This is a genomic window from Chryseobacterium vietnamense, assembly GCF_031454475.1.
GTDB lineage: Bacteria > Bacteroidota > Bacteroidia > Flavobacteriales > Weeksellaceae > Chryseobacterium > Chryseobacterium vietnamense.
In genome coordinates this window covers 1,596,206-1,620,699 of record NZ_JAVDQX010000001.1, presented here as the reverse complement: position 1 = coordinate 1,620,699, position 24,494 = coordinate 1,596,206, and the positions used below count along the sequence as shown (strand labels likewise).

General features: G+C 36.2%; 26 protein-coding genes. 14 read left to right on the top strand and 12 right to left on the bottom strand.

Annotated features, from left to right (window positions below; translation table 11 throughout):
• Positions 1-98: 98 nt before the first annotated feature.
• A complete protein-coding gene (locus J2786_RS07260) occupies positions 99-1,460 on the bottom strand; it encodes an aldehyde dehydrogenase (protein ID WP_047429775.1) in 1,362 nt (453 codons plus the stop codon).
• Positions 1,461-1,897: 437 nt separating this feature from the next.
• Positions 1,898-3,460 carry an MFS transporter gene (locus tag J2786_RS07255; RefSeq protein WP_156121412.1) on the bottom strand — a complete coding sequence of 521 codons (1,563 nt, stop codon included), beginning with the start codon at positions 3,458-3,460 and terminating at the stop codon, positions 1,898-1,900.
• 39 nt (positions 3,461-3,499) lie between these two features.
• Between J2786_RS07255 and J2786_RS07250 the strand changes: the two genes are divergently transcribed.
• The gene (locus J2786_RS07250) at positions 3,500-3,649 is read left to right on the top strand and encodes a hypothetical protein (RefSeq protein ID WP_156121414.1); all 150 of its coding nucleotides are present in this window, start codon (positions 3,500-3,502) and stop codon (positions 3,647-3,649) included.
• A 95-nt stretch (positions 3,650-3,744) separates the two neighbouring features.
• Here J2786_RS07250 and J2786_RS07245 read toward each other — a convergent pair whose 3' ends face one another.
• On the bottom strand, positions 3,745-4,791 hold the full coding sequence (locus tag J2786_RS07245) for an HlyD family secretion protein (RefSeq protein WP_047429780.1): 1,047 nt from the start codon (positions 4,789-4,791) through the stop codon (positions 3,745-3,747).
• A gap of 5 nt (positions 4,792-4,796) precedes the next feature.
• Complete coding sequence (locus J2786_RS07240) at positions 4,797-6,131, bottom strand: TolC family protein (protein ID WP_310024441.1); 1,335 nt, start codon at positions 6,129-6,131, stop codon at positions 4,797-4,799.
• Between the two features lie 136 nt (positions 6,132-6,267).
• Here J2786_RS07240 and J2786_RS07235 point away from each other — a divergent pair, with 136 nt between their 5' ends.
• Positions 6,268-7,071: a helix-turn-helix domain-containing protein gene (locus J2786_RS07235; RefSeq protein WP_047429785.1), complete on the top strand. Its 804-nt coding sequence runs from the start codon at positions 6,268-6,270 to the stop codon at positions 7,069-7,071.
• A 296-nt stretch (positions 7,072-7,367) separates the two neighbouring features.
• On the opposite strand, the gene rplI is transcribed toward J2786_RS07235, so the two are convergent.
• The 7 genes from rplI to J2786_RS07200 all read right to left on the bottom strand — a co-directional run bounded on the left by rplI (position 7,368) and on the right by J2786_RS07200 (position 13,267).
• Entirely contained in the window at positions 7,368-7,865 is a 498-nt protein-coding gene (gene rplI, locus J2786_RS07230) for a 50S ribosomal protein L9 (protein WP_047429787.1), read from the bottom strand.
• A gap of 110 nt (positions 7,866-7,975) precedes the next feature.
• Positions 7,976-8,278, bottom strand: a complete 303-nt coding sequence (rpsR, locus tag J2786_RS07225; protein ID WP_002979091.1) for a 30S ribosomal protein S18 — start codon at positions 8,276-8,278, stop codon at positions 7,976-7,978.
• Positions 8,279-8,310: 32 nt separating this feature from the next.
• Positions 8,311-8,652: a 30S ribosomal protein S6 gene (gene rpsF / locus J2786_RS07220; protein ID WP_047429790.1), complete on the bottom strand. Its 342-nt coding sequence runs from the start codon at positions 8,650-8,652 to the stop codon at positions 8,311-8,313.
• Positions 8,653-8,754: 102 nt separating this feature from the next.
• Positions 8,755-10,140: a chloride channel protein gene (locus J2786_RS07215; protein WP_047429792.1), complete on the bottom strand. Its 1,386-nt coding sequence runs from the start codon at positions 10,138-10,140 to the stop codon at positions 8,755-8,757.
• Between the two features lie 41 nt (positions 10,141-10,181).
• Positions 10,182-10,805, bottom strand: coding sequence for a hypothetical protein (locus tag J2786_RS07210; RefSeq protein WP_047429795.1), 624 nt, complete (start codon positions 10,803-10,805; stop codon positions 10,182-10,184).
• Positions 10,806-11,068: 263 nt separating this feature from the next.
• A complete protein-coding gene (locus J2786_RS07205; RefSeq protein WP_047429798.1) occupies positions 11,069-12,376 on the bottom strand; it encodes a dihydrolipoamide acetyltransferase family protein in 1,308 nt (435 codons plus the stop codon).
• A 63-nt stretch (positions 12,377-12,439) separates the two neighbouring features.
• Positions 12,440-13,267 carry an SAM hydrolase/SAM-dependent halogenase family protein gene (locus J2786_RS07200; protein WP_047429800.1) on the bottom strand — a complete coding sequence of 276 codons (828 nt, stop codon included), beginning with the start codon at positions 13,265-13,267 and terminating at the stop codon, positions 12,440-12,442.
• 133 nt (positions 13,268-13,400) lie between these two features.
• On the opposite strand from J2786_RS07200, the gene J2786_RS07195 reads away from it, so the two are divergent.
• From J2786_RS07195 to J2786_RS07170, 6 genes are all read left to right on the top strand, one after another.
• Positions 13,401-14,360, top strand: coding sequence for a PhoH family protein (locus tag J2786_RS07195; protein ID WP_002979097.1), 960 nt, complete (start codon positions 13,401-13,403; stop codon positions 14,358-14,360).
• A 119-nt stretch (positions 14,361-14,479) separates the two neighbouring features.
• Positions 14,480-15,142, top strand: coding sequence for a porin family protein (locus J2786_RS07190; RefSeq protein ID WP_047429803.1), 663 nt, complete (start codon positions 14,480-14,482; stop codon positions 15,140-15,142).
• Between the two features lie 132 nt (positions 15,143-15,274).
• The gene (locus tag J2786_RS07185) at positions 15,275-15,772 is read left to right on the top strand and encodes a hypothetical protein (protein ID WP_047429806.1); all 498 of its coding nucleotides are present in this window, start codon (positions 15,275-15,277) and stop codon (positions 15,770-15,772) included.
• Between the two features lie 458 nt (positions 15,773-16,230).
• Positions 16,231-16,875 carry an outer membrane beta-barrel protein gene (locus J2786_RS07180; RefSeq protein WP_047429809.1) on the top strand — a complete coding sequence of 215 codons (645 nt, stop codon included), beginning with the start codon at positions 16,231-16,233 and terminating at the stop codon, positions 16,873-16,875.
• A 75-nt stretch (positions 16,876-16,950) separates the two neighbouring features.
• Positions 16,951-17,613, top strand: coding sequence for an outer membrane beta-barrel protein (locus tag J2786_RS07175; RefSeq protein ID WP_047429812.1), 663 nt, complete (start codon positions 16,951-16,953; stop codon positions 17,611-17,613).
• A gap of 72 nt (positions 17,614-17,685) precedes the next feature.
• Positions 17,686-18,339: a porin family protein gene (locus J2786_RS07170; RefSeq protein ID WP_047429815.1), complete on the top strand. Its 654-nt coding sequence runs from the start codon at positions 17,686-17,688 to the stop codon at positions 18,337-18,339.
• Between the two features lie 72 nt (positions 18,340-18,411).
• On the opposite strand, the gene ffh is transcribed toward J2786_RS07170, so the two are convergent.
• Positions 18,412-19,773 (bottom strand): signal recognition particle protein, encoded by a 1,362-nt coding sequence (ffh, locus tag J2786_RS07165; RefSeq protein ID WP_034695428.1) that lies wholly within the window; start codon positions 19,771-19,773, stop codon positions 18,412-18,414.
• A gap of 176 nt (positions 19,774-19,949) precedes the next feature.
• On the opposite strand from ffh, the gene J2786_RS07160 reads away from it, so the two are divergent.
• The 6 genes from J2786_RS07160 to atpA all read left to right on the top strand — a co-directional run bounded on the left by J2786_RS07160 (position 19,950) and on the right by atpA (position 24,437).
• Positions 19,950-20,321 (top strand): hypothetical protein, encoded by a 372-nt coding sequence (locus J2786_RS07160; RefSeq protein WP_047429818.1) that lies wholly within the window; start codon positions 19,950-19,952, stop codon positions 20,319-20,321.
• A gap of 59 nt (positions 20,322-20,380) precedes the next feature.
• On the top strand, positions 20,381-21,478 hold the full coding sequence (gene atpB, locus J2786_RS07155; protein WP_047429822.1) for a F0F1 ATP synthase subunit A: 1,098 nt from the start codon (positions 20,381-20,383) through the stop codon (positions 21,476-21,478).
• A 47-nt stretch (positions 21,479-21,525) separates the two neighbouring features.
• Positions 21,526-21,720, top strand: a complete 195-nt coding sequence (gene atpE, locus J2786_RS07150; protein ID WP_002979108.1) for an ATP synthase F0 subunit C — start codon at positions 21,526-21,528, stop codon at positions 21,718-21,720.
• 83 nt (positions 21,721-21,803) lie between these two features.
• Positions 21,804-22,301, top strand: coding sequence for a F0F1 ATP synthase subunit B (locus J2786_RS07145; protein ID WP_047429825.1), 498 nt, complete (start codon positions 21,804-21,806; stop codon positions 22,299-22,301).
• Positions 22,302-22,303: 2 nt separating this feature from the next.
• Positions 22,304-22,843: an ATP synthase F1 subunit delta gene (gene atpH, locus J2786_RS07140; protein ID WP_047429828.1), complete on the top strand. Its 540-nt coding sequence runs from the start codon at positions 22,304-22,306 to the stop codon at positions 22,841-22,843.
• A gap of 16 nt (positions 22,844-22,859) precedes the next feature.
• Positions 22,860-24,437 carry a F0F1 ATP synthase subunit alpha gene (gene atpA / locus J2786_RS07135; RefSeq protein WP_047429832.1) on the top strand — a complete coding sequence of 526 codons (1,578 nt, stop codon included), beginning with the start codon at positions 22,860-22,862 and terminating at the stop codon, positions 24,435-24,437.
• Positions 24,438-24,494 lie beyond the last annotated feature (57 nt).

Below are 24,494 nucleotides of genomic sequence, written 5' to 3'. Positions count from 1 at the left end.
ACTGCTTCAGAAATGAGGCAGTTTTTTATTTCTATTGAGTTGATTTAACAGATCCGTAGTACAATTAGCATATCTGTAGAAAAAGAAGACTTTTAGGATCACATTAATTTTTTGATCCAGCTTAATTTTTTCTCAGAATATGGCGGATATTTAATGTTTGGTTCTCCCCAGGTTGCTTTTTCAAGAATTGCTTTTGGGTGTGAAAAGGTTTCGAAACCATATTTCCCATGATAATTTCCCATACCGGAACTTCCCACTCCTCCGAACGGAAGATGATCATTGCTTAAATGCATCACAGTATCATTGATACAGCCTCCTCCGAACGACAGTTTTCGGGTAAAGTTTTCTTTTTCTTCCGAATCATTGGTAAAAAGATAAGCTGCCAGCGGTTTTTCAAGTTCTGAAATGGAGTTTAGTGCAGCATTGTAATTTTTAAAACTGATGACAGGCAACAACGGACCGAAAATTTCTTCCTGCATAATGTCATCATTCCAGTCTATATGATTCAGAATAGTGGGTTCGATATAGAGTTTTTCCTCATCAAAATTTCCTCCCGAGTAGATTTTTTCTTTATTGATAAGGTGGATAAGGCGCTGGAAATTCCTTTGGTTGATAATTCTTGTGTATTGTTCAGAATCCTGACTATATTTGAATTCTTTGATGTATTTTCTCAACATTTCCAGAAACTGTTCCTGAATAGTTTCTTCCACCAACAGATAATCGGGAGCTACACAGGTTTGTCCTGCATTGAGGAATTTTCCCCACACAATTCTTTTGGCAGACACTTCGAGATTGGCATTTTTAGTGACAATTGCCGGAGATTTTCCACCCAGTTCCAGCGTTACAGGAGTTAAATGTTCTGCGGCCGCTTTATAAACAATCTTTCCAACCTTTGTACTTCCCGTAAAAAATATTTTGTCAAATTTTAATCTTAAAAGAGCTGTTGTTTCTTCAATTCCTCCTTCATACACATAAAGATATTCTGGTGGAAAGTTTTCATTGATAATAGATGCCATAGTTTTCATGGTATTTTCTGCTATTTCGCTGGGCTTAAGAATACAGCAGTTTCCGGCAGCCATTGCCGCAATAATAGGAGAAAGTGACAGCTGGTAAGGATAATTCCAGGCCCCGATGACGAGTACACAGCCAAGCGGATCAGCATAAACTTTACTGTTTCCGAGCTGATTGACAAGGTTGGTGCTTACTTTTTTAGGTTTTGAAAGTGATTTTAAGTTTTTGATATAGTAATTAATATCATTCAGAATGAAAGACAGCTCTGTGGTGAAGGTATCAAATTTTGATTTCCCAAAATCATTATGAATCGCTTCACACAGCATATCTTGATTAGCAATAATAAGATTTTTAAGCTTTTCAAGATACATTTTCCGGAAAGCAAGGTTTTTGGTTTGCTGTGTTGTGAAAAAATCTCTTTGTTTCAGTAAAATACTTTCAATTTCCATTGGTAAGCTTTTGTATTAAACGTATTGGTTTAAGCAATATTTGCTGCTGGAAAAATACGAACAATAAACCGGCCAAAGTGGATGAGAAATGGAGATAGAAAATTGAAGATAACAGTTAGAACAGAAAACTTCTTTTGAAATTTGAGAAATACTGTTTGTTTATTGAGAACTTCATTATAGCTTTAGTTAAAGAGCCCTTTAGCTATTACTTAATTTAAATGTAAGATTTGACTGAAAAATGAGAAATTCTGTTCACAAAGGCGTTGACACTTAGCAGAGTTAATTCATTATGGGCGTAGCTGAATGAAATGCCTTTTCGGACGGAAAGTATTCATATCATTTTATATTTCCTTAGCGTATTCCTGGCGTTAAAAATAAGGAAATTACCTTAATCAAATTTACTTGCTATTTAAGCTTTCTTCTCCAGCTTTCTTCCTTTACATTATATTTCGCACTGCTATTTTTACCGGATGATAAATCAACAAACAAAGAGCAGTAATGAATGCAAGCCAGAAAAGTCCGGTAAAAATTTCCATATTGGAAAGGAGAATTGACTGTGCTGTAATTTTAGCTTTAAAAGCTCCTGCTGTCATAGTTAAAGAATCATTAATCGATAGTTTGGAAATATTGGCTCCAAAGATTTGATTCCACTGATTATAGAAGACAGGATTCGTATCTGTGAGATTAGCGCTAAGAGTGTCGGAATGTTTTAAGGTTAAAAATAACATCAGATTCTGCATCAAAGCATAACCGATAGCGGTTGTCCAGAAACGGGTTGTTGTTCCTAACGCCGTGGCATTGGCAACATATTCTTCCGGTGTTCCTGAAATTAAAAAGAAAACAAGCGGCGTAAATAATAATCCCTGAGCAACTCCCTGCAGGAATAAGGGCGGACAGATTGTCGAAAGGGTAGTATCGGGATAAAAAGTATAGGTAAACCATGCGCAATCTATGGCTAACAGCAGAAATCCCGTAAAGAAAACAATCCTTGAGGAAATTCCCCGAACCAAACAGATTCCGGATAATAAAATACCCAAAAGAGTTCCAGCCACATTCCAGTACTGGATGTTTACAATATAATCCCAGGGCCATTTCCATACGGTAGCCATGATGCTGTAGACATTATTCAGTCCGGAGCGGATCAGATAAAATATGAAAAACAGAATCATTCCTGCAATCACATTTTTGGAACTGAAAACTTCAAAATGGAACAACGGTCTCTTAGAATTTCTTTGCTTAAGCATAAATAAACCTCCGGAAAGAAGGAATATAAACAGACACATGATAATGGTATCAGATTCGAACCACATCAGTCTCTTTCCATAAATAATGGCATAACCGCCGGCCTGCAGACATACCCAAAGCAAAAACCAGCTTGTAATATCCAATTGATATAAAGGTTTCTTGGGAAAGAATCTGTTTCTGTTGAAGAGAGCAATACCGATGATCAGTACAAATACATGGAAATAAACCATCATCAGAACCATATGCTGGAAATCATAATCTTCAATACTTGATTTTAGCAGGGAAGTCGTAATAGTTCCTCCGGTCAGCATAATGGTATACATAAAAAGATATGCTAAAACTTTGGCGTGTTTTGTTTTTAATTCTGCAATAATTAAAGGCAGAAAAATGGCACCTTCCAGCAAACCGAAAATCCCCTCCAAGAAGCGGATGACCAAAATAACATGATAATCATTGGTGACTGACAAAATGTAAAGAATAATTACCGAAATTGATGCCATCAGCAGAACATAATATTTCACGCTGAAATAAGCCATAAACCTCTGTAATACTAAAAGGGTAACCACAAATGTCCCGTACATCAAAATCATTAAATACTGGATGTCATCTGAATCTACATCCATAAAAGAAGATGTGAAGGCGCTGTTCGAATGTAAAAGCGACAACAACATCAGGTGGGGAAACAATGCCAGTATAAGAAGAGGCAGTTTCAGCCATTGTGGTACCCATTTATGATAAACTGTATTATGTTGCATAATTTGTAAGCATTAAGCTCAGAAAAAAGGAGAGGTCAAATGAACAAATTTGTCATTGAACCGGATTTAAAAATGCGAAAAGACAAAGGGCAAAAGGGTGTAAAAGTAAAAGGTAAAACGGCAAATATGCGTAAAGAAAAAATTTGCAGATTTGCTATGTTGCCGTTTGCCTTTTCGCTAAAAAAGTAATTTAATTTGAAAATTTGAAAATGAGAGAATTTGAAAATTAAATTAAAACAGAATATTTTATCCTCTAATACTCTCAAACACTCCCACTTTCAAACTTAAATCTTCTTCGCGCTCACCAGAACATTCATTCCGGAAAGCAGCTTTTCATTGTCTTTATTGTTGTCAAGAATAATTTTAACAGGAAATCGCTGTTCTATTTTTACGAAATTTCCGGTGGCATTGTCAGGTTTTACCAAAGAAAATTGGGACCCTGATGCAGGAGAAACGGAAAGTATTCTTCCTTTAAACTCAACATCGGGATAAGCATCCGCAGTAATAATTACTTCCTTGCTCTGATCAATCTGTCCCAGCTGTGTTTCCTTATAATTGGCGATGATCCATTTCTCTTTGCTGACCATCTGCACCAAAGCCTGACCTTCTTTAATCAACTGTCCTTCCTGAATAGTCTTTTTTCCAACCCATCCGTCATAAGGAGCAGTAATTACCGTATAAGACAGATAAAGCTTCGCATTGTTAAGACTGGCAGAACTCTGCTGGATCTGGCTTTTTACGGGAGCAACTTTGGTCTGCTGTTCACTGGCTCCGGCTCTTACTGCATTTTTCTGCTGTTCCAGCGCTAAAAGATTGGCTTTTGACTGTTCATAAGAAGCTTTTACATTTTCAAATTCCTGTTCTGTAGCGGCATCTTCTGCCAACAGGTTTTTATATCTTTTAAAATCCTGTTCCGTTCTCCAGATATCAATTCTGGTGGAAGCAATTTTAGCATCAATGATTTTCGTGTCACTTTCTTTGGTGCTGACACCGCTTTCAATGGTGCTGATGGTGGCGGCATTAGCATGAAGATTAGCTTCAGCCATGTGTACCTGATTCACAAACTCTCTGTTGTCAATGATGATTAATGTATCACCTTTATGCACAAACTGATTTTCGTTAAACTTTATCGTTTTAATGAAACCTGACACCTTACTGGATACAGGCGTAATATATTGCTCAATCTGCGCATCATTCGTTGTCACATTCTTTCTCGAAAAAAGATAAAAGCTGATCATTCCCGTGATTCCGCTGATGATCAGAATCCAGGCCAGTAAAGTAATGGACTTGTTGATTCTTTTTTCCTTTTGTGTCAGTTGTTTCTGTGCCATAGTTTTTATAAGTTTCCAATCGTATATTGGAGTTGGTAATATTTAAGTTGTCTGTTAATTTTTACGGAAATAAGATTAGATTCAGCTTCCAGATAAGTATTGTCTGCGTCTATCAGTTCAGTGATAAGACTTAGTTTGTTTGCGTATTTTGTTCTTACAATACGATAGTTTTCTTTTGCCTGATTAATTGCTTCTTCAGCAATTTTTACCTTCTGGCTGGTTTCTTCAAACTTTTTGTACGCTTCGTACACCTGATGTCTGATTTTTTCTTCGTTTTCTTCAATCTGAAGCTTGGCAAGATCAATGTTTTCTCTTGCTTCCTGCATTTTATATTTATTTTTATACAGGCTTTCAATAGGATAGGTAAGATTTACTCCTATCATCCCGAGGCGGTAAGCATAAGGTTCCGGCGGAAAGAACATCATATTCGGATACTTTAAAAAATATTCTCCGCCCGCCATAACTTTAGGCAAATAGTTTGCTTTGGTGATTTTTTGATCCAGCTCCTTCAACGAAAGATTCTTATGAGTAATTTCAACAGATTCATTCTTGTTTAAAGCCGTTTCTGTAAGCTCATCAACATACGGAATGACAGCATTGTCCGAAATAAGATCTTCCGTATTCACGTGCATTTCCTGATTTTCCGGAAGGGCAAGAATCGTTTTCAGCTTGTGCTCTGCAATCTGGATATCGTTATCGAGTTCCGTCCAGCTAATGGTATGATTGGACAACTGCAGCGAAGTTCTTAATACTTCATTTACCGTTACAACCCCATTAGCTTTCAAAGCTTTCACCTGCCTGATGTTTACGGAATCCTCCTTCATTTTATCATTAATAAGGCTCTGTTGCTCTTTTAAGTGATGGATCTGTAGAAAAGCGGTGATGATTTCCATTTTCAGCTGTCTCTCGTCCAGATGCGTTTTTAAAGTAGAAATTTCCGTATCAATAGCCGCTTTTCTCTCTGTATTCCTGATTTTTCCGCCCATGTAAACCGGGATGGAAGCAGACAATGTAAAGTCATACATTCCATTGATTACATCATACTTGGTGGCTTTATTAAATACGCCATTCTGATGCTGGAACAGGTTGGTTACCTGATTATAGCTTGTATGAAATTCAATGTCCGGAAGTTTCTCCATTTTGAGATCTTTCTCTTTGGTCACGGACATTTCCTGTTTCAGATGACTGATCTGTATGTTTTTGTTGTTTTTCGAACCAATCTCTATAGCTTGCTGTAAGCCGAGGTTCTGGTAATCTATCATCTGTGAATGTAAAAAACTGCTCAATAATAAGCACAACGCAATGCACATATACCGGCATGCGTTAAATATGATATTCATAAATTAATTAAAGTATTTTTGCTAAAATGATTTTGATGCAGCAAAGTTACGACGACAAGCATAGTACCCGATTTGTGAAAACAGAAAAAGATTTGCTCATTTACGCCAATTTGAAAATTCTTCATACCTTTATCCTATGAACAACAGCCATTTTAAAGCGGTAGAAGAAGATGATGCCGAATTCTACATCTATCATGTCCTCACAGGAAATGTCACCACGGAGATTCATTATCACAGTTCAGCACAGTTAGTCTATGCAGAAGGCGGTATCGTACATGTTTTCACAGATCAGAAACACTGGTATCTTCCTGCCAGATGCTTTATGTGGATTCCTGCCGGGACACCGCATTATATTTTTTCTACCAGTCCAAAGGTTGATTTGTATAACTTTTATTTTAAAAAGGAAGAAATTGAAAGTGGCTTTTTTGATGAAATCAATATTTATTCTGTCAATAATCTCCTCCGGGAAATGATTTTTTATACTAAAGACTGGGATGGGAAAATCACAAAAAATGATACCTCAAAATATTATTTTCTCAAAGCTCTCAAAGGAGTTTTACAGGAAAAGAAACATAAACATCTGGCATTTCCGATTCAGCATCCTTTTCCAAAAGATGAAACACTGCTGAAGATTGCAAGATATATTCATGCAAACCTTGAGAAGCCCCTTACGATTGAATCTACAGCAAAAGAATTCGGAATGAGCACAAGAACCCTTTCAAGGAAATTTAAAGAGATTCTGGGCATGAATTACATTCGTTTTCTAAGAGCTTTGAGAATTACCCGTTCTCTTGAACTGATGCTTGAAGGAAAATACAATATGTATGAAATTGCTATGATGGTAGGATACAACAGTCTCTCGTCTTTCAGTAATATCTTCAAAAAGGTAATCGGAATGGCTCCAACGGAATATCAGCATAAATTGAGAGGGGATAAGTAGTGAGTGGGAGGGTTTGAGGGTTTGAGTGTTTGAGTTTCGTCATTCGGGTTACGAGGTAGCAGGGTTTATAATGCTGGATTAGATTTTCTTGGCTGTTCTTACGTGTAATGTTTAAAAAAACTAATTTAACGAGTAATAACAGTTAAGATCCTACATTCCCCTTCTCTGAAGGGGTGGATTTTTGCAAAGCAAAAAGACGGGGTAGTTAAGAATCTATACGTCCCATATCACACAAACAAAAAACCACCTCAATAAATTGAAGTGGTCTTGTATTGTGAGAAATTCTCAGTTGCTTATTAAGCTTCTTCAGTTTTAGCTTCTTCTTTTTTAGGAGCTGCTTCAACCGGAGCATCAGATACGATGTCAAACTCGTAGTTGTACTCAACATTTCTGTGAAGTCTGATAAGAGCTGCGAATTTACCAGTTCTCTTGATTGTGTTACCAGGAATCTTGATGTATTTTTTCTCTACAGAAACACCAGCTTTTTCTAAAGCAGCAGATAGATCAGCATTGTTGATAGATCCGAATAATTTGTCACCAGCACCTACTTTTGCAGGGATTGTGATAGAAGTTTTCTTCAATTGCTCAACTACAGCGTTAGCAGCAGCGATTAATTTAGCTTCTTCTTCTTTTCTAGCTTCTAATGTAGCTTCTAAAGCAGCTTTGTTTTTAGGAGTAGCTAAAAGCGCAATTCCTTGAGGAATTAAGAAGTTTCTAGCATAACCTGGCTTTACGTTTACTGTATCAAACTCAAGTCCTAAGTTTTCTACGTCTTTTTTTAGGATAATTTCCATTGTTGTTGTCCTTTTTTAGATTTTAGGTTGTATCTAAAATCAAGTTAGAATTAATGATGTATTCAGCAACAAAAGAAGAGGAAAAACCTCTTCTTTTATTTATTTTTGTCTTATTTCAATAAGTCAGCTACGTATGGTAGTAATGCAAGGTGTCTTGCTCTTTTGATAGCAGCAGAAACTTTTCTTTGGTATTTTAAAGAAGTTCCAGTGTATCTTCTTGGTAAAATTTTACCTTGCTCGTTTACGAATTGTAATAAGAAATCAGCATCTTTGTAATCAACGTGCTTAATTCCGTATTTTTTGAATCTACAATATTTCTTTTCAGATTTTGTATTGATATCAAGCGGAGTAAGGAATTTTACTTCTGATTCTCCTCCAGCTGAGGCTTGTTTAGCCATTTCATCTATTGCCATGTCTTGTCTTTTTTAAAAAATAGGGTTAATAATTAAGCTTTAGCTGCTTTTACTTTAGTTCTTCTAGTTACAGCGTACTCAACAGCATGTTTGTCAAGTTTTGTAGTAAGGTAACGGATTACTCTCTCGTCACGCTTAAATGCTAATTCTAGATCAGCTACCACAGTACCTTCTCCTTTGAATTCAATTAGAGTATAGAACCCGTTCTTTTTCAATTGGATAGGATAAGCTAATTTTTTTAATCCCCAGTTTTCTTTAGCAACGATTTCGCAGTTCTTTTCTTTGATAAGATCTACATACTTGTTCACTGCTTCCTCTACCTGTGACTCAGATAGAACGGGAGTTAAAATGAAAACAGTTTCGTAATTGTTCATAATGTTAAATGAATTTGTTAATTATTTCGAGGTGCAAAAGTATAGAATATATTTCTTATATGCAAGAGGATTGGTGAAATAGTTAAGACTTCCTGAGAATATTTATTCACCTTTGTTATGGGTTTCAGGATTCTGTTCATTTTTGGATCTGATTTCAGCCAGAAAATTCACCTTCAAAACATCGTACAAAGAATGTCTGCTTACCAGGATTGAAGCAATGGAAGAAACCATTCCCGCCAGCATCAGGTGAAAGATCAGAGAATGCCTGTCGGTCATTTCCAGCACAATAATGGCTGAAGTAAAAGGTGCTCTTGTAATACCGGTAAGAAAAGCGACCATTCCGGCCAGAATAACGACATTGGTTTCGTTGGGGGTTAAATGGATAATTCCTGAAATAACAGAACCTATACTTGCACCCGCAGTAAGAGCCGGAGCAAAAATCCCACCGGCACCTCCTGATGTAAAGGAAAGGGCAGGCCCCAGCATTCTCAAAATAGGAACATACCAGTCTTCGTGCTTATCTTTGGTAAAAAGAACACGCTCCATAATTTCTTTTCCTGAGCCCAGTACTTCTCTGTTGATGAAATAAGCAATGGAAGCGATAATTAACGCGCAAACGATCAGAAAAATCACATTCGCTTTATCTGTTTTCAGTTTTTTCTTCTTCCAGCTATTGATTTTAAGCATGATAACAGATAACTGGCTTGCCATAATACCGGCAGTGGCTGCAACCAATATAATAGGAAACATGACCATTAAAGAAACATCATTGGTTTTCGGATATCCAAGATATAAATAAGATCCGGCCAATGTCTGAGCTGTTAAGCCTGCAATAATTACTGCCGTAAACAAAGCTGTTTTAAAGTAATTGATGTGTGTTTTTGACAATTCTTCCACAGCGAAAACAATTCCGCCAAGGGGAGTGTTGAACGCTGCAGCAAGTCCGGCCGCTGCTCCCGTCATAATCATATTTTTCTTGGAAATCTTTGGCCACCAATCAGGAAGATACTCATTCACTTTTCTGAAAACTGAACCTGCAATCTGAATAGTAGGGCCTTCACGTCCCACAGCACCTCCTCCGATAACAAGAATGACAGAAGACAGGATTTTGAAAAAAATAATTTTAATACTTAACAGATTCCGGATTTTCCTATGTTCTTTCGGATTGGCGAGCTCTACTGCGGCCATTACCTGTGGAATACCGCTTCCTTTGGCATTGGGTGCAAATTCTTTCACCAGCCACCATGATAATACAAATCCTATAGGAGCAATAATGAAAATCATCCATGCATGCCAGTCGAAAATAAAATTCATAAGATGTTCACCCCAGGCAAATACCTGTGCATACATCACCGCAAAGAAACCTGTAATAACAGATCCTATCCAAAAGGGAATGGCCTGAAGCAGATTGTGCTTCAGCTGTTCGTTCCGGATATTGTCGAAAGAATTTTTGAGGGATCTTTTGATGAGGGTGAAAATTTTCAGCATTTGCAGGTTTTGAGGGATGAAATTACGGTAAAATCTGGAATTTATATTTCATTTAGGAACTTTGAAATAATTTCAGCATTTCCTGTCGTCAGTATTTCGGGTAAACCGAAACTTAAAATAGTATTTCTTACTTCAAGTTTAAAGTTTTCATTGGGAAAAGATTGTATTGTTTCTTTTCTCTTTGAGTTTAAAAAATTCATGGCTTTATATTGATCACTTCCTAAAACATAGAAATCTTTAAAATCATGATCTTTAAAATTGATATTAAAACTAGTGAAGATTCCTGCAATCTTATCCATCAATCTTTTCTTGTTAATGGAAATATACCCAAAATCTTGTTCAAGTTTTTTTAATCCCCAAAGTTGTACAGTATCATATTTTCGTCCCAGGCGCCCGCCTCTGGAAGCCATACCGACTTTACTGACAATATAAAGGTAGAAAGGGTTGTCTTTATTGCGATCCTTTAAAGAATAGCAGATCTTCGGGATAAATATCGGATACAGATCGTGAGAACTGAATTGTTCATAAGGAGAATCTTGAATGTCAATTACCGAAATGTCATAGGAGTCTGAAAGCTGATCATAAACTTCAGTGATTAATTTTTCATCTTCCTCGGTGAAATCAGAAAATCTGGTCATGTCATGCTTTCTGTAATCAAGATCCATTATTGAATATTTATTTGCTTAAAAATAATGTTAATAAATCTAATTTACAAATAACTTCTGATATTGTAGATTTGAATTTGTTTTATTAGTGATTTGATAATAAAAAAGTCATTTGTTTGAATATTTGCAACATGTCTTTTAGGTTGTTTAATCTTTTTATATTTTATTGAGTTTAACTGATAAAACCAAAAAAAACCTCCGATTGAATCGAAGGTTTACTATTTACAATCAGCAAAAATTACTTATTGCCAATTACTCATTACTTATATTTCAGTGTTCAGATCCCAGTTTTCAAGGTAGTCGTGAACGTGCTTCAGCATCATTCCACCTAAAGATCCGTCTACTACTCTGTGGTCATAAGAGTGAGACATGAACATTAAGTTTCTGATAGCAATTACATCGCCGTCAGCTGTTTCAAGAACTGCAGGCTTCTTAACAATCGCTCCGATTGCCAAAATAGCTACCTGAGGCTGAGGAATGATCGGTGTTCCCATAAGGTTTCCGAAGCTTCCTACGTTAGAAATTGTATACGTTGCTCCCTGAGTATCTTCCGGTCTTAATTTCTTGTTTCTTGCTCTGTAAGCTAAATCGTTGATTGCTTTTGCAAGACCTGAAAGTGATAACTGATCTGCATTTTTGATGACAGGAACAATAAGGTTTCCGTCCGGAAGGGCAGTCGCCATACCAATGTTGATGTTTTTCTTTTTGATGATGTTCTCACCATTGATAGAAACATTGATCATCGGGAAATCCTGAATAGCTTTTACTACAGCTTTAACGAAAATAGGCATGAACGTCAGTTTTTCACCTTCACGTTTTTCGAATACCGCTTTGTTTTTATTTCTCCATTTTACAACGTTGGTAACGTCTGTTTCAATGAAAGAAGTAACGTGTGGAGCAATTTGTTTTGCTTTCACCATGTTTTCAGCGATGATCTTTCTCATTCTGTCCATTGGAATGATCTCATCACCTGCACTTACCGGAATGGTAGCTGCCGGAGCAGATGCTGCTTGTTGTGGAGCAGAAGTAGCCTGTACCGGAGCTGCCTGTTGAACCGGCTTGCTTCCTCTGTTAGCAACATATGCTAATATATCTTCTTTGGTAATTCTTCCTTCTAAACCGCTTCCTTTGATAGATTTCAGTTCAGTTTCAGAAATATTTTCCTGTTGTGCGATAGATTTTACAAGTGGAGACAGATAAAGGTCTCCTGAGAATTCTACGTTTGAAGCAGCCACTGTTTGTAAAGGCTCTTCAATCGCTTTTAAAGTGTCAGCATCCGGAGTAGCTGCCGGAGTTTCATTTTTTACTTCTTCTGAAGCAGTGCCTTCTCCTTCAATTTCTAAAATAGCAATGGCTTCACCTACTTTTGCAACTTCATCTTTTTGCTTTAAAATTTTTACAATTTTCCCCGAAACTGGTGTCGGTACGTCTGAATCTACTTTATCTGTTGCAATTTCTACTACGGAGTCATCCTCCTTTACGTTATCACCTTCATTGAATAACCAAGTGATAATTGTCGCTTCCATAACACCTTCTCCCATGGAAGGAAGCAATAATTTGTATTCTGCCATTTTTGATTTTTAGATTTTGACAAATATATAAAAAAAATCGGTTTTTTTAAGAAATATATAATCTTAGCTAAATTCAATATAGATATTTTCACCTACATTCAGTCCAAACAGGCTTTTAGCGCCGTTTTTCTTACTTCCTTTGTAGATGGTAAGCTCCAATAACTGACTATCATTGAAGATAGCTGCAGACTGTCCGTGGAATTCGGTCTCCCTTTTCCAGTCCGAAACCACTTCTGTGTGGCTTGAAAATATTCTTGAAAGGCTTAAATTTCTGAATTTTATAGTAAAACTGCTGTAGCCTTTACTGATGTTTTCAAAAAAATCTTTATTGATATTTGATATTATATTTCCGAAATTATCAATGTAAGTAACTTCACCAATAATCATCCCTTCCGATTCATTATAAACCGCCCGTGGGAACATCAGCTGTTTTGCTGTGCTTATTTTTCTTCCTATGACTTCAGGAAGTCCGCCATTGGCGAGATGCACTGCTGCAGGAACAAAAATGTCCGTAGATGTGAAGTTGATAACATCATCAAAACGGTTATTCAGCGTAAGCTCGTAGATGGCTTCCGGTTTTATATCAAAAAATATGAGGCTTAAAAGGCCATTGTCTGCCGCCAGGAAGTATGATCCGTCTGCTTTATAGAGGATATTCTTTCTTGATTTGCTGTAAAAACTGTCTACAGAAAGAATGTGAATGCTTCCTTTAGGAAAATATTTATAAGCATTTCTTACAATATACGAAGTTTGTATAAGGTTGAATGCCTGGATTTCGTGGGTGATATCAATAATATTAACCTCAGGGTTTAGAGACAGAATTTTGCCTTTCACAGCGGCAACTCTGTAATCTAAATTTCCGAAATCCGAAGTAAGGGTAATAATTGACATGAGCAATTTATAGAATAGTGTAGTATTGCAAAGTTATTTAAAATAAAAAGAAAGCCCGAAAGATTGTTGAAAAGAATTTGATATAAATTTGAAAAAAAGCTTTAATTTTAAAATCTAAAAATAAAAATACTGCATGTTTGAATTAACATATGATTTGGAAGATATCGATGCGAAAATCTTCTATGGAGTTAATAACCAATATTTCAACTTAATAAAATCAAGCTTTCCAACCATTAAAATTACAGGAAGAGATCATTTCATCTTTGCCATGGGAAATCAGGAAGCTTTAGACATACTGAAACAAAAACTGGATGATATTGTCAGTTTTATCTCCAAAAACAATTCAATAGGGCTGAAAGATGTTGAAAATATATTGAATATTAAAGATGAAAATGAGAAACAACTGGTATTTGACCAGGATATCATTGTAAAAGGAGTAAACGGAAAAGTAATTAAAGCTAAGACGACCAATCTTAAAAAGCTGGTAAAAGAAACGGAGAAAAAGGACATGGTTTTTGCCATTGGTCCTGCAGGTACCGGAAAAACATATACCAGTGTAGCATTGGCAGCAAGAGCTTTGAGAGATAAAGAAGTAAAAAGAATTATCCTGACAAGACCAGCTGTAGAAGCGGGAGAAAGTCTGGGATTTCTTCCTGGGGATCTTAAAGAAAAGCTTGATCCGTATTTACAGCCTTTATATGATGCGCTTCGTGATATGATTCCGCATGAGAAACTGGAAGGCTTCATGGAAAAGAAAGTCATTGAAGTAGCTCCATTGGCTTTCATGAGAGGACGTACGCTTGATGATGCGTTTGTGATTCTAGATGAAGCGCAGAATACCACTCATGCACAGATGAAAATGTTCCTTACCAGAATGGGGATGAATGCCAAGTTCATTATCACAGGTGATCCCAGTCAGATTGACCTTCCTAAAAACCAGCAGTCCGGACTGAAAGAGGCCATGAGAATCTTAAATGGAGTAAAAGAGATCGGATTTGTACATCTTACGGAAGAAGACGTGGTAAGACATCCGGTGGTAAGAAAGATTATTCTGGCTTATAACGATGAAGAGAAAAGACTAAGAAACGACTAATGGAAATGAGTAAAAGTTTCCGTTAACCTTTTATTAACCTTAAATTGGTTAGTTAAAATTTGTTAATTTGAAAAAAATAATTAGTTTTGCAGACCTTAAAATGTAAAAACTAATTAAACATGAAAAAACTTTTACTTGTTGCAGCGGTCGCTGCTATGGGAATTTGTGCCAACGCACAAGAATTTCGATTTGGTCCAAAAGCCGGTTTCGCAATGTCTACGATTAAACTGGACGATAAGCAGGATGATCTTGAGGGGAGAAAAATGTCTCCGAAATACACCTTCTATATCGGTGGGATGGCTGAGTACAAATTCAATGATAACTTTGCTGTTCAGGGGGAAGTTTTATACTCACCACTGGGAGCTAAAGAAAAAATAGATGGAGTAAATGCCGGAGGGATGTATTTTGGTGAATCAACAAAAGTGACTTTTGGAACTCTTTTGGTTCCGGTTTCTGCAAAATACTTCATTACAGAAGGTTTCTCAGTAGCAGCCGGTCTAAACGTGGGAATCATTCTTACGGCTAAACAAAAATCTGTAATTGGTTCAGACTTCCTTGATGTGGAAGTGGAAGGTGAAGGCGGTGATGTAGATATTAAAAAAGATATCAAATCATTAAACCTTGCTCCGTTCTTAGGCGTTGAATATATGTTGGAAAACGGACTTTTCTTTGATGCAAGATACAGCTTAGGGGTATCAAACCTATCTAACGACAATAGCGGAGGTACTGTAAAGAACAGTTTTGCCCAGGTGGGTGTAGGTTTCAAATTCGGAGGAAACTAATTCTTAAATTTTTTAATATCAAATAATATAATGCAGGACAAAATTTGTCCTGCTTTTCCCGTTATAGTATGATTTATTCTAATAATAAAAATAATTAGTACTTTTGCAAGGTAATTCAAAGCTACTAAAAAAATGAAAAAACTATTATTACTAGGTGCTTTTGCACTTTTAGGAGGTGCTGCTCAAGCGCAGGAAGGTTTTAAAATCGGTGGACATATTGGTGTTCCTGTATCTGATGCAAGTGATGTATCTTCGTTTACATTAGGAGTGGATGCAGCTTATATGTGGAATATTGCCAAAGGTTTCGACCTTGGGGTAACCACAGGATATTCTCATTTCTTCGGAAAAGATCACTTTGACGATTTCGGATTTGTTCCTGTAGCTGTTTCCGGGAAATATAAATTTAAAGGAGCTCCTGTTTTTGTAGGATTAGACCTTGGATATGGTATTTCTACAAAGGATGGGGTAGATGGCGGTTTCTATGCACAGCCTAAATTTGGATACCAGATGTCCAAAGGAGAGTTGTATATCGGATATCAGTCTATCAGTAACAGACGTGATTATGGTTGGTACAAACATAATTGGAACGTAGGAGCTGTAAACTTAGGATTTAATTTCTTCTTGAAATAACAAAAAGCAATTGCATATGAGAACTCCGGCCGAAGGCCGGAGTTCTTTTGTTACTTATATAAAGGCTGTACGGATTCCTGATCTTAAATTTTTAGTAGAGTGGATCTATAGCGGTTAAGAAAGTAAAAAGAATCTTAAATAATAAACAATTGTTTAAATTTTAAGAGTTAATAACTTTTAAATTAACAGTTTAGGTTAATTAATTTTAGCATTTTTCCAGAATTCATGGGGATTTAGAAAAAAAAGCAAAATTTAAAAAAACAAATATATTCAGCTCTTGTTGAAAAAAAGTGATTTTTTTATTCATAAAATTGTGAAAAACTTAATAACATCTCTTAACTAGGATTTATTTTTATAAAACATTAAATTTTAACAATGATATTAATCACATTAACAAATTTTAATATTAGTGGGGACCACTGTAAATTTGCCCTCAGAAAGTATTAAAATTTTTTAAAATGAAAAAAATATTATTAGCGGGTGCTGTTGCACTTTTCGGTTTATCAAACGCTCAGATTGCTAAAGGAACTACATATTTATCAGGATCTGTTGGTTATTCTCAAGTAGAATCTAACAACGGTAACGATAAAAAAGAAAACTTCAACGTATTACCTACAGTTGGATATTTCGTAAACACTAACTTAGCAATCGGATTAGGAGTTGGTTACCAAACTGAAAAAAACACCCTAACTACTACTCTTGGTAACACAGTAGGAGAAAGCATTACTAAGCAGCCAGCTTTTGTTGTTGCTCCATTCGTAAGAAAATACTGGACTTTATCTGACAAATTATATTTCTTCGGACAATTGGCAGTGCCAATGCAGTTCGGAAAAACTGAAACTGAAACTAACTCACAAACTACAGTAGGAAACTCTACAGTTTATACTTCTACTTCTACTGAAGCTAAATACACTAAAATTGGTGTAACTGTTAAGCCAGGTTTAGATTATTTCTTAAACAAGAACTGGTCTATCGAAGCTACTATCGGTGAGTTTGGTTATAGCAACTACAAGCCAAAAGATGGTGATGCTACAAACAACTACAACTTCGGATTGAATTTATCTTCTGTAACTTTCGGAGTTAAATATGTATTTGCAAAATAATAAACAAAGCATATAGCAAGAAAGCCCTGAGAAAATCTTAGGGCTTTTTTTCTATACAAAACTAATATAATAATCATGAAAAAAATCGTATTGATGGGTGCTGTTGCACTTTTCGGTTTATCAAATGCACAGATTGCAAAAGGAACTTCTTATCTTTCAGGTCAGGTAGGATATTATCACAGTGAAAAGGACGAATTCAACACTAACAGAAAGGATGATGTGATCAGAATCCTTCCTACAGCGGGATATTTCGTTACTAATAACCTGGCTGTGGGACTTGGTTTAGGTTATAAAAGTGCTGTTACAAAATACAGATTGGGCAATCCTGCCATCAGTAATGTATTTGAAGTTAAATATACAGATAATGCCTTTGTGGTAGCTCCATTCGTGAGAAAATACTGGACTTTATCTGATAAATTATATATCTTCGGACAGTTACAGGTTCCATTGGAGTTCGGCAAGGAAAAAATGAATGCAAACAGTAATATTAACGATGCGGATCCTTTGCTTACAGCTGCATTGAACAGAGAAAATAACTATACTAATATCGGAGTGAATATCAAACCAGGGCTGGATTATTTCGTGACTAAAAACTGGTCTATTGAAGCTACAATTGGGGAATTCGGATACAATACTTACAAAAGAGACATTGACGGGGCAAAAAGAGCTGATGATTACAAATTTGGTATCAGTTTAACTTCCGTGACTTTTGGTGTTAAATATGTATTTGCAAAATAAAAAATAAAATAGATATATTTGCCCTGAGATAGCTATCTTAGGGCTTCTTTACTATAAAACTATTTAATAATCATGAAAAAAATCTTATTAGCATCTGCCATTGCTTTATTTGCAGGGTTGAATGCACAAACTACATTCGGACTAAAAGCGGGGTATGCTTTATCAACATTAAATTCTGATGCTAACAGTGTCGATTTTGGCGGAATAGGAGCAAGCCTTGAGTCTAAATCCGGTTTTTATATCGGAGGTTTGGTTGAGCATAAACTGAACAATAAATTTGCGTTACAGGGAGAAGTGGAATATGCTAACCTGGGAGGAAAAGCAGTGGTAAAAGCTTCCGGAGTTACCGTAACGGAAAAACTGCATTTTAACAGAATTGTTATTCCTGTATCTGCAAGGTATTATGCAACTCCTGAACTGGGACTTTATGCAGGTCCGTATGTAAGTTTCAGAACCAATACAAAAGCTAAAATTGAAGTGAGTGGAGCTCAGTCGAATCCAGGCGCTATCAGCGAAGGTGAAAAATATCTTGAAAACTATTTTGATGATGGGCTGAAGTCCACAGAATTTGGTTTGTTTTTAGGGGCTGATTATAATCTGTACAAAGGATTATTCGTGGATGCACGTTACAGCTTTGGTCTTACCAATATGATCAAAAATCCTGTAGATGGAGAAAAACTAAAAATGAATTTCTTCCAGTTAGGAATAGGATACAAGTTTAAATAAACAGATCCTGATATAAAAAACAAAAAACTCTCAGAAATTCTGAGAGTTTTTTTATGAATGATTTTATCTATCTTATTTTCCAAACATTCCACCCATTCCAGGCATATTTGGCATTTTGCTCATCATCTGCATCATTTGCTTCCCTTGAGGCCCCTGCATCATCTTCATCATTTTACCCATCTGATCGAACTGTTTCATCAATTGATTCACGTCTTCGATTTTTCTACCGGCACCTTTGGCAATTCTGCCTTTTCTCTGTGTATTGATGATAGAAGGTCTTCTTCTTTCTTCAGGAGTCATAGAGTAAATGATGGCTTCAATGTGCTTAAACGCATCATCACTGATTTCTACGTCTTTGATTGCTTTTCCAACTCCGGGAATCATTCCCATCAAATCCTTCATATTACCCATCTTCTTGATCTGATTGATCTGCTTAAGGAAATCGTCAAAACCAAATTCGTTTTTGGCAATTTTTTTATGAAGTTTTTTAGCTTCTTCTTCGTCAAACTGCTCCTGAGCTCTTTCTACTAAGGAAACAACGTCTCCCATTCCCAGGATTCTGTCTGCCATTCTTTCCGGGTAGAAAAGATCCAAAGCTTCCATTTTTTCTCCTGTAGAGATAAATTTAATTGGCTTTTCAACAACAGAACGGATTGTTAATGCAGCTCCACCTCTGGTATCACCATCTAGTTTGGTTAAAACAACTCCGTCAAAGTTCAAAGCATCGTTGAATGCTTTTGCTGTATTCACGGCATCCTGACCTGTCATTGAGTCAACAACAAATAGTGTTTCATTGGGTTTAATGAAGTAATGAACAGATTTAATCTCGTTCATCATCTGCTCATCAATTGCCAAACGACCTGCCGTATCCACGATCACAACATCATGACCGTTTGATTTTGCAAAATTGATGGCGTTTTCAGCAATCGTAGAAGGGTTTGTAGAGCCTTCTTCAGTAAAAACAGGAACATTGATCTGTCCTCCCAATACTTTCAGCTGGTCAATTGCTGCAGGACGGTATACGTCACAGGCTACCAGTAAAGGTTTTTTATTTCTTTTTGTCTGTAAATAATTAGCAAGCTTTCCCGAGAAAGTTGTTTTACCAGATCCCTGAAGACCTGCAATAAGAATTACAGTAGGTTTTCCTGAAAGATTAATTCCTTCCTGAGAGCCTCCCATCAGATCTACCAGTTCATCATGAACAATTTTTGTCATCAACTGTCCCGGAGTAAGGGAAGTAAGAACGTTTTCTCCTAATGCTTTATCCTGAACTCTCTTTGTAAGATCTTTCGCAACTTTATAGTTAACGTCGGCATCTACCAACGCTCTACGGATTTCCTTTACGGTTTCCGCAACATTGATTTCAGTAATTTTTCCTCTTCCGGAAATATTGTGTAATGCCTTGTCTAATTTATCCTGTAAACTATTAAACATATTGATTGTAAATTATAGGTTTGCAAAAATAAGGAATTTTTAGCATATGCAAAGTGTTTGAATGCGTAATATTATATATATACGTAATATTATTAATAGACAAGAAAAATGATAAATATCAAATCATAGTATAATCCGATAGAAAAAGTCTATTTTTGCGATCAATTAAATATAGAATGAAAATCAATCCCAATATTCTTGTTGTCATTTTATTCTTTCTGACTTTCCTGGTACATTTTTCCCTTTGGAAATTTGTTTTTCACCTGGATGAAATTGTGATCATCAAATTTTATCTTTTTCTAAGCGTCATGTTTATGATGATGATCACGCTTGTAATTTTAATTAATAGAGTAGCACCACAATTTTTAGGATTGTCTGTTATTGGTTTGATCCTTTTAAAATTTGGTTTAATGTACTTAATCAGAAAAAAACTGAACTTTGAAGTGATTCCTGGCTATAAATTTCATTTTATTATGCCCTATTTTGTCCTGACAGCACTGCTTACATACTATGCAATCAAGCTGATTAATCATGATAAAAAACAGTAAAATAATTTATTGAAACTAGAAAAAATATCATATTTTTGCACAACGAAAAAAACCTATCAATGTTTAAGAAATTCGCAGTTTTATTCTACAGTATTTTTGTATTAAACTTAGTGTCTGCACAGCACGGTGAGGCTACTGCTGGGGCAGCTCCTGCTCAAGAGCTTTCAGAGAAAGACAAAGTAAGCAAAGAAAACAAAGAGTTCATCGATCATCACTTATTAGATGCACATGATTTCACATTGATGGTTGATAAAGAAGGTCACCATATTGGTTTCCCTCTTCCTGTTATTATATATGATAATGGTTTCCACTCTTTCATGAGTAACAAAGAAGGGTTCATGCATGGAGAGCCTACTGAAGTAGACGGTTCTTTTTATGTATTGCACCATGAGAAAATCTATAAGACTGATGCAGCTGGAACTTTAACACTTGGTGAAGATGGTCATCCTACCAATGTGAAGCCTTTAGATCTTTCTATTACAAAAAGTGTATTGATCATTTTATTAGTGTCAATCTTTATGTTTGTATTATTTGTTGGTATGGCTAAATCTTATAAGAAATCAGCAATTCCTACAGGGGTGGCAAGATTCTTAGAGCCACTAATTATCTTTGTAAGAGACGAAGTTGCTATTCCAAATATCGGACACAAGTATAAGAGATTTATGGGTTATTTATTAACGGTATTCTTCTTTATTCTTTTCCTTAACGTTCTTGGATTAATGCCTTTCGGAATCAATGTTACAGGTAATATTACAATGACATTCTTCCTTGCGATCCTTACGTATTTGATTACAACATTTTCAGCTAACAAAGATTACTGGAAACATATCTTCTGGATGCCAGGAGTACCAGTTCCAATGAAACTGATCATGCTTCCAATCGAATTATTAGGAACAATCACTAAACCATTCGCTTTGATGATCCGACTTTTTGCAAACATGACTGCAGGGCACATCGTAGTAATGAGTTTGATCGGGTTGATCTATGTATTTAAGAATTTTATCGCAGGTGTTGCATTCCCTTTCCTTACATTGGTAATTTATTTACTTGAAGTATTGGTAGCATTCCTACAGGCTTATATCTTTACAATGTTATCAGCACTGTTTATCGGAATGGCAGTAGAAGAGCACGAGCACGAACATCATGCAGCTCACTAATTGGAATTATAAATTAAAGTAAAACAAATTTTTTAAAATTATATATTATGGAAATCCCTAAAATTGTAGGTGCTGGTATCGTAGTACTAGGTGTAGGTATCGGTCTTGGTAAAATCGGAGCTGCTGCTCTTGAAGCTATCGCTAGACAACCTGAGCAATCTGGAAAAATCCAAACAGCTATGCTTATCGCAGCTGCACTTGTAGAAGGTGTTGCGTTTGCTGCTCTATTCGCAGTAAACTAATTAAATTCAAACCATTATCTGTGACGGTTGGTTACAGATAATGGTTCTTTAAAAAAAGTAATAATTATTTATACATTTATATAATGGAATTAATTCATCAGTTTTCATCAGGACTATTTATTATCCAGTCTGTTATTTTTCTAGCATTATTATTTTTGTTAGGTAAATTCGCTTGGAAGCCTATTTTAAATTCTATCAATGACAGAGAAACATCTATTGTTGACGCTCTTAATCAAGCTAAATTAGCAAGAAAAGAAATGGAAACTTTAAAAGAGGATAACGAAAGAATCATTCGTGAAGCTAAAATCGAAAGAGATGCTATCCTTAAAGAAGCCAGAGAAATTAAAGACAGAATCGTAGGAGAAGCTAAAGATGCTGCTAAAGCTGAAGGAGACAAAATGATCGAAGCTGCTAAGCAGACTATCAACGCTGAGAAAAATGCTGCAATGGCAGACATCAAAACTCAAATTGGTACTTTATCTGTAAACATTGCTGAGTCTATCCTGAAGCAAAAGCTAGACAACAGCGAAGCTCAAAACGAATTAGTTCAAAATTATTTAAACAAATCAAACCTTAACTAAGAATGCTTACATCTAAAGTAGCTAAAAGATACGCACAAGGTTTACTTGACTTCACCAACGAATCAGGGCAAACGGCTACTGTATTTTCTGAAATGAAAGATGTAGTAAAGGTAATGACTGAATCTAAAGATTTAAACAAGTTTTTCCTTACTCCTTACATCGATTCTAAAAAGAAAATAGAAGTAGCAAACGAAATATTCAAAGGTTTATCTGTTTCTTCTCAAAACCTGATCAGATTGGTCATTAAGCATGGACGTGAAAACCAATTGAAAAATATTGCTCAGGAATTTATCAACAAAGTAGAAGACCTTAGTGGTGTACAGAGAGTAACGCTTACTACAGCAACTCCGCTTTCAAAAGAGAATCTTGACCAGATTTTAAGATCTACAAATCTTGTAAATGCTGATTCAAACTTTGATCTGAAAGTAAATGTGAAACCTGAAATTCTTGGAGGATATGTTCTGAGAGTAGGTGACCAGCAGGTAGATGCGTCTGTGAAGACAAAATTGAACCAAGTTAAAAAAGATTTCCAATTAAATTAAGAAAAACAACCATACAATGGCAGAAATAAATCCGGCAGAAGTATCTGCGATCTTAAAACAGCAATTGGCCAACTTCGATACTCAATCAAACGTTGAGGAAGTAGGTACAGTTTTAACCATCGGTGATGGTATTGCTCGTGTATACGGGTTAGAAAACGTACAATACGGAGAGTTGGTGAAATTTTCTAGTGATGTAGAAGGTATTGTACTTAACCTTGAAGAAGACAACGTGGGGGTTGCTCTACTAGGTGAAAGTAAATTAGTAAAAGAAGGTGATACAGTAAGAAGAACAAACAGAATCTCTTCTATCAAAGTAGGAGAAGGTATGTTAGGAAGAGTAGTAGATACTCTTGGTAACCCAATCGATGGTAAAGGTCCTATTACTGGGGATTTATACGAAATGCCATTGGAAAGAAAGGCTCCTGGAGTTATCTTCAGACAGCCGGTAACTGAGCCTTTACAGTCTGGTATCGTTGCAATTGATGCGATGATCCCTGTAGGAAGAGGTCAGAGAGAGCTTATCATTGGTGACAGACAAACAGGTAAAACTACTGTTGCGATTGATACGATCATCAACCAAAAAGAATTCTTTGATGCTGGTAAGCCAGTATATTGTATATATGTTGCTATCGGTCAGAAAGCTTCTACTGTAGCACAAATCGTTAAAACTCTTTCTGATAAAGGAGCTTTAGCTTATACGGTAATCGTTGCAGCTAACGCATCAGATCCGGTTCCAATGCAGGTATATTCTGCAATGGCAGGAGCTTCTATCGGTGAGTTCTTCAGAGACACTGGTAGACCAGCACTTATCGTTTATGATGATTTATCTAAACAAGCTGTTGCTTACCGTGAGCTTTCTCTACTATTGAGAAGACCACCGGGCCGTGAAGCTTATCCTGGAGACGTTTTCTACCTTCACTCAAGACTATTGGAAAGAGCTGCAAAAGTAATCGCTGATGACGAAATTGCTAAGCAAATGAATGATTTGCCAGAGTCTCTTAAGCCAATCGTAAAAGGTGGTGGTTCATTAACAGCCCTTCCAATTATCGAAACTCAGGCTGGTGACGTTTCTGCATATATCCCTACAAACGTAATCTCTATTACAGACGGACAGATCTTCCTGGAGTCTGATCTATTCAACTCAGGGGTTCGTCCTGCGATCAACGTAGGTATCTCTGTATCAAGGGTAGGAGGTAACGCTCAGATCAAATCAATGAAAAAAGTTTCTGGTACATTGAAGCTAGACCAGGCTCAATATAAAGAATTGGAAGCGTTTGCTAAATTCGGTTCTGACCTTGATGCTTCTACTTTAGCAGTGATCTCTAAAGGAGAAAGAAACGTAGAAATCCTTAAGCAGCCGGTAAATGCACCACTTCCTGTAGAAAGTCAGGTAGCGATCGTATACGCTGGAACAGAAAACTTAATGAGAAACGTTCCATTGAACAAGATCAAAGAATTCCAATACGAATATATCGAGTTCCTTAAATCTAAGCACCCAGATACAATGGCTGCTATCAAGGCTGGAAAAATCGATAACGATATTACAGGTGTTCTTAAGCAGGCAGCTAACGATTTAGCTTCTAAATACAACTAAAAAATTCAATGTTTAAGGTTTAAAATATAGCGTTTTAAGCCTTAAACTTTAGACCTT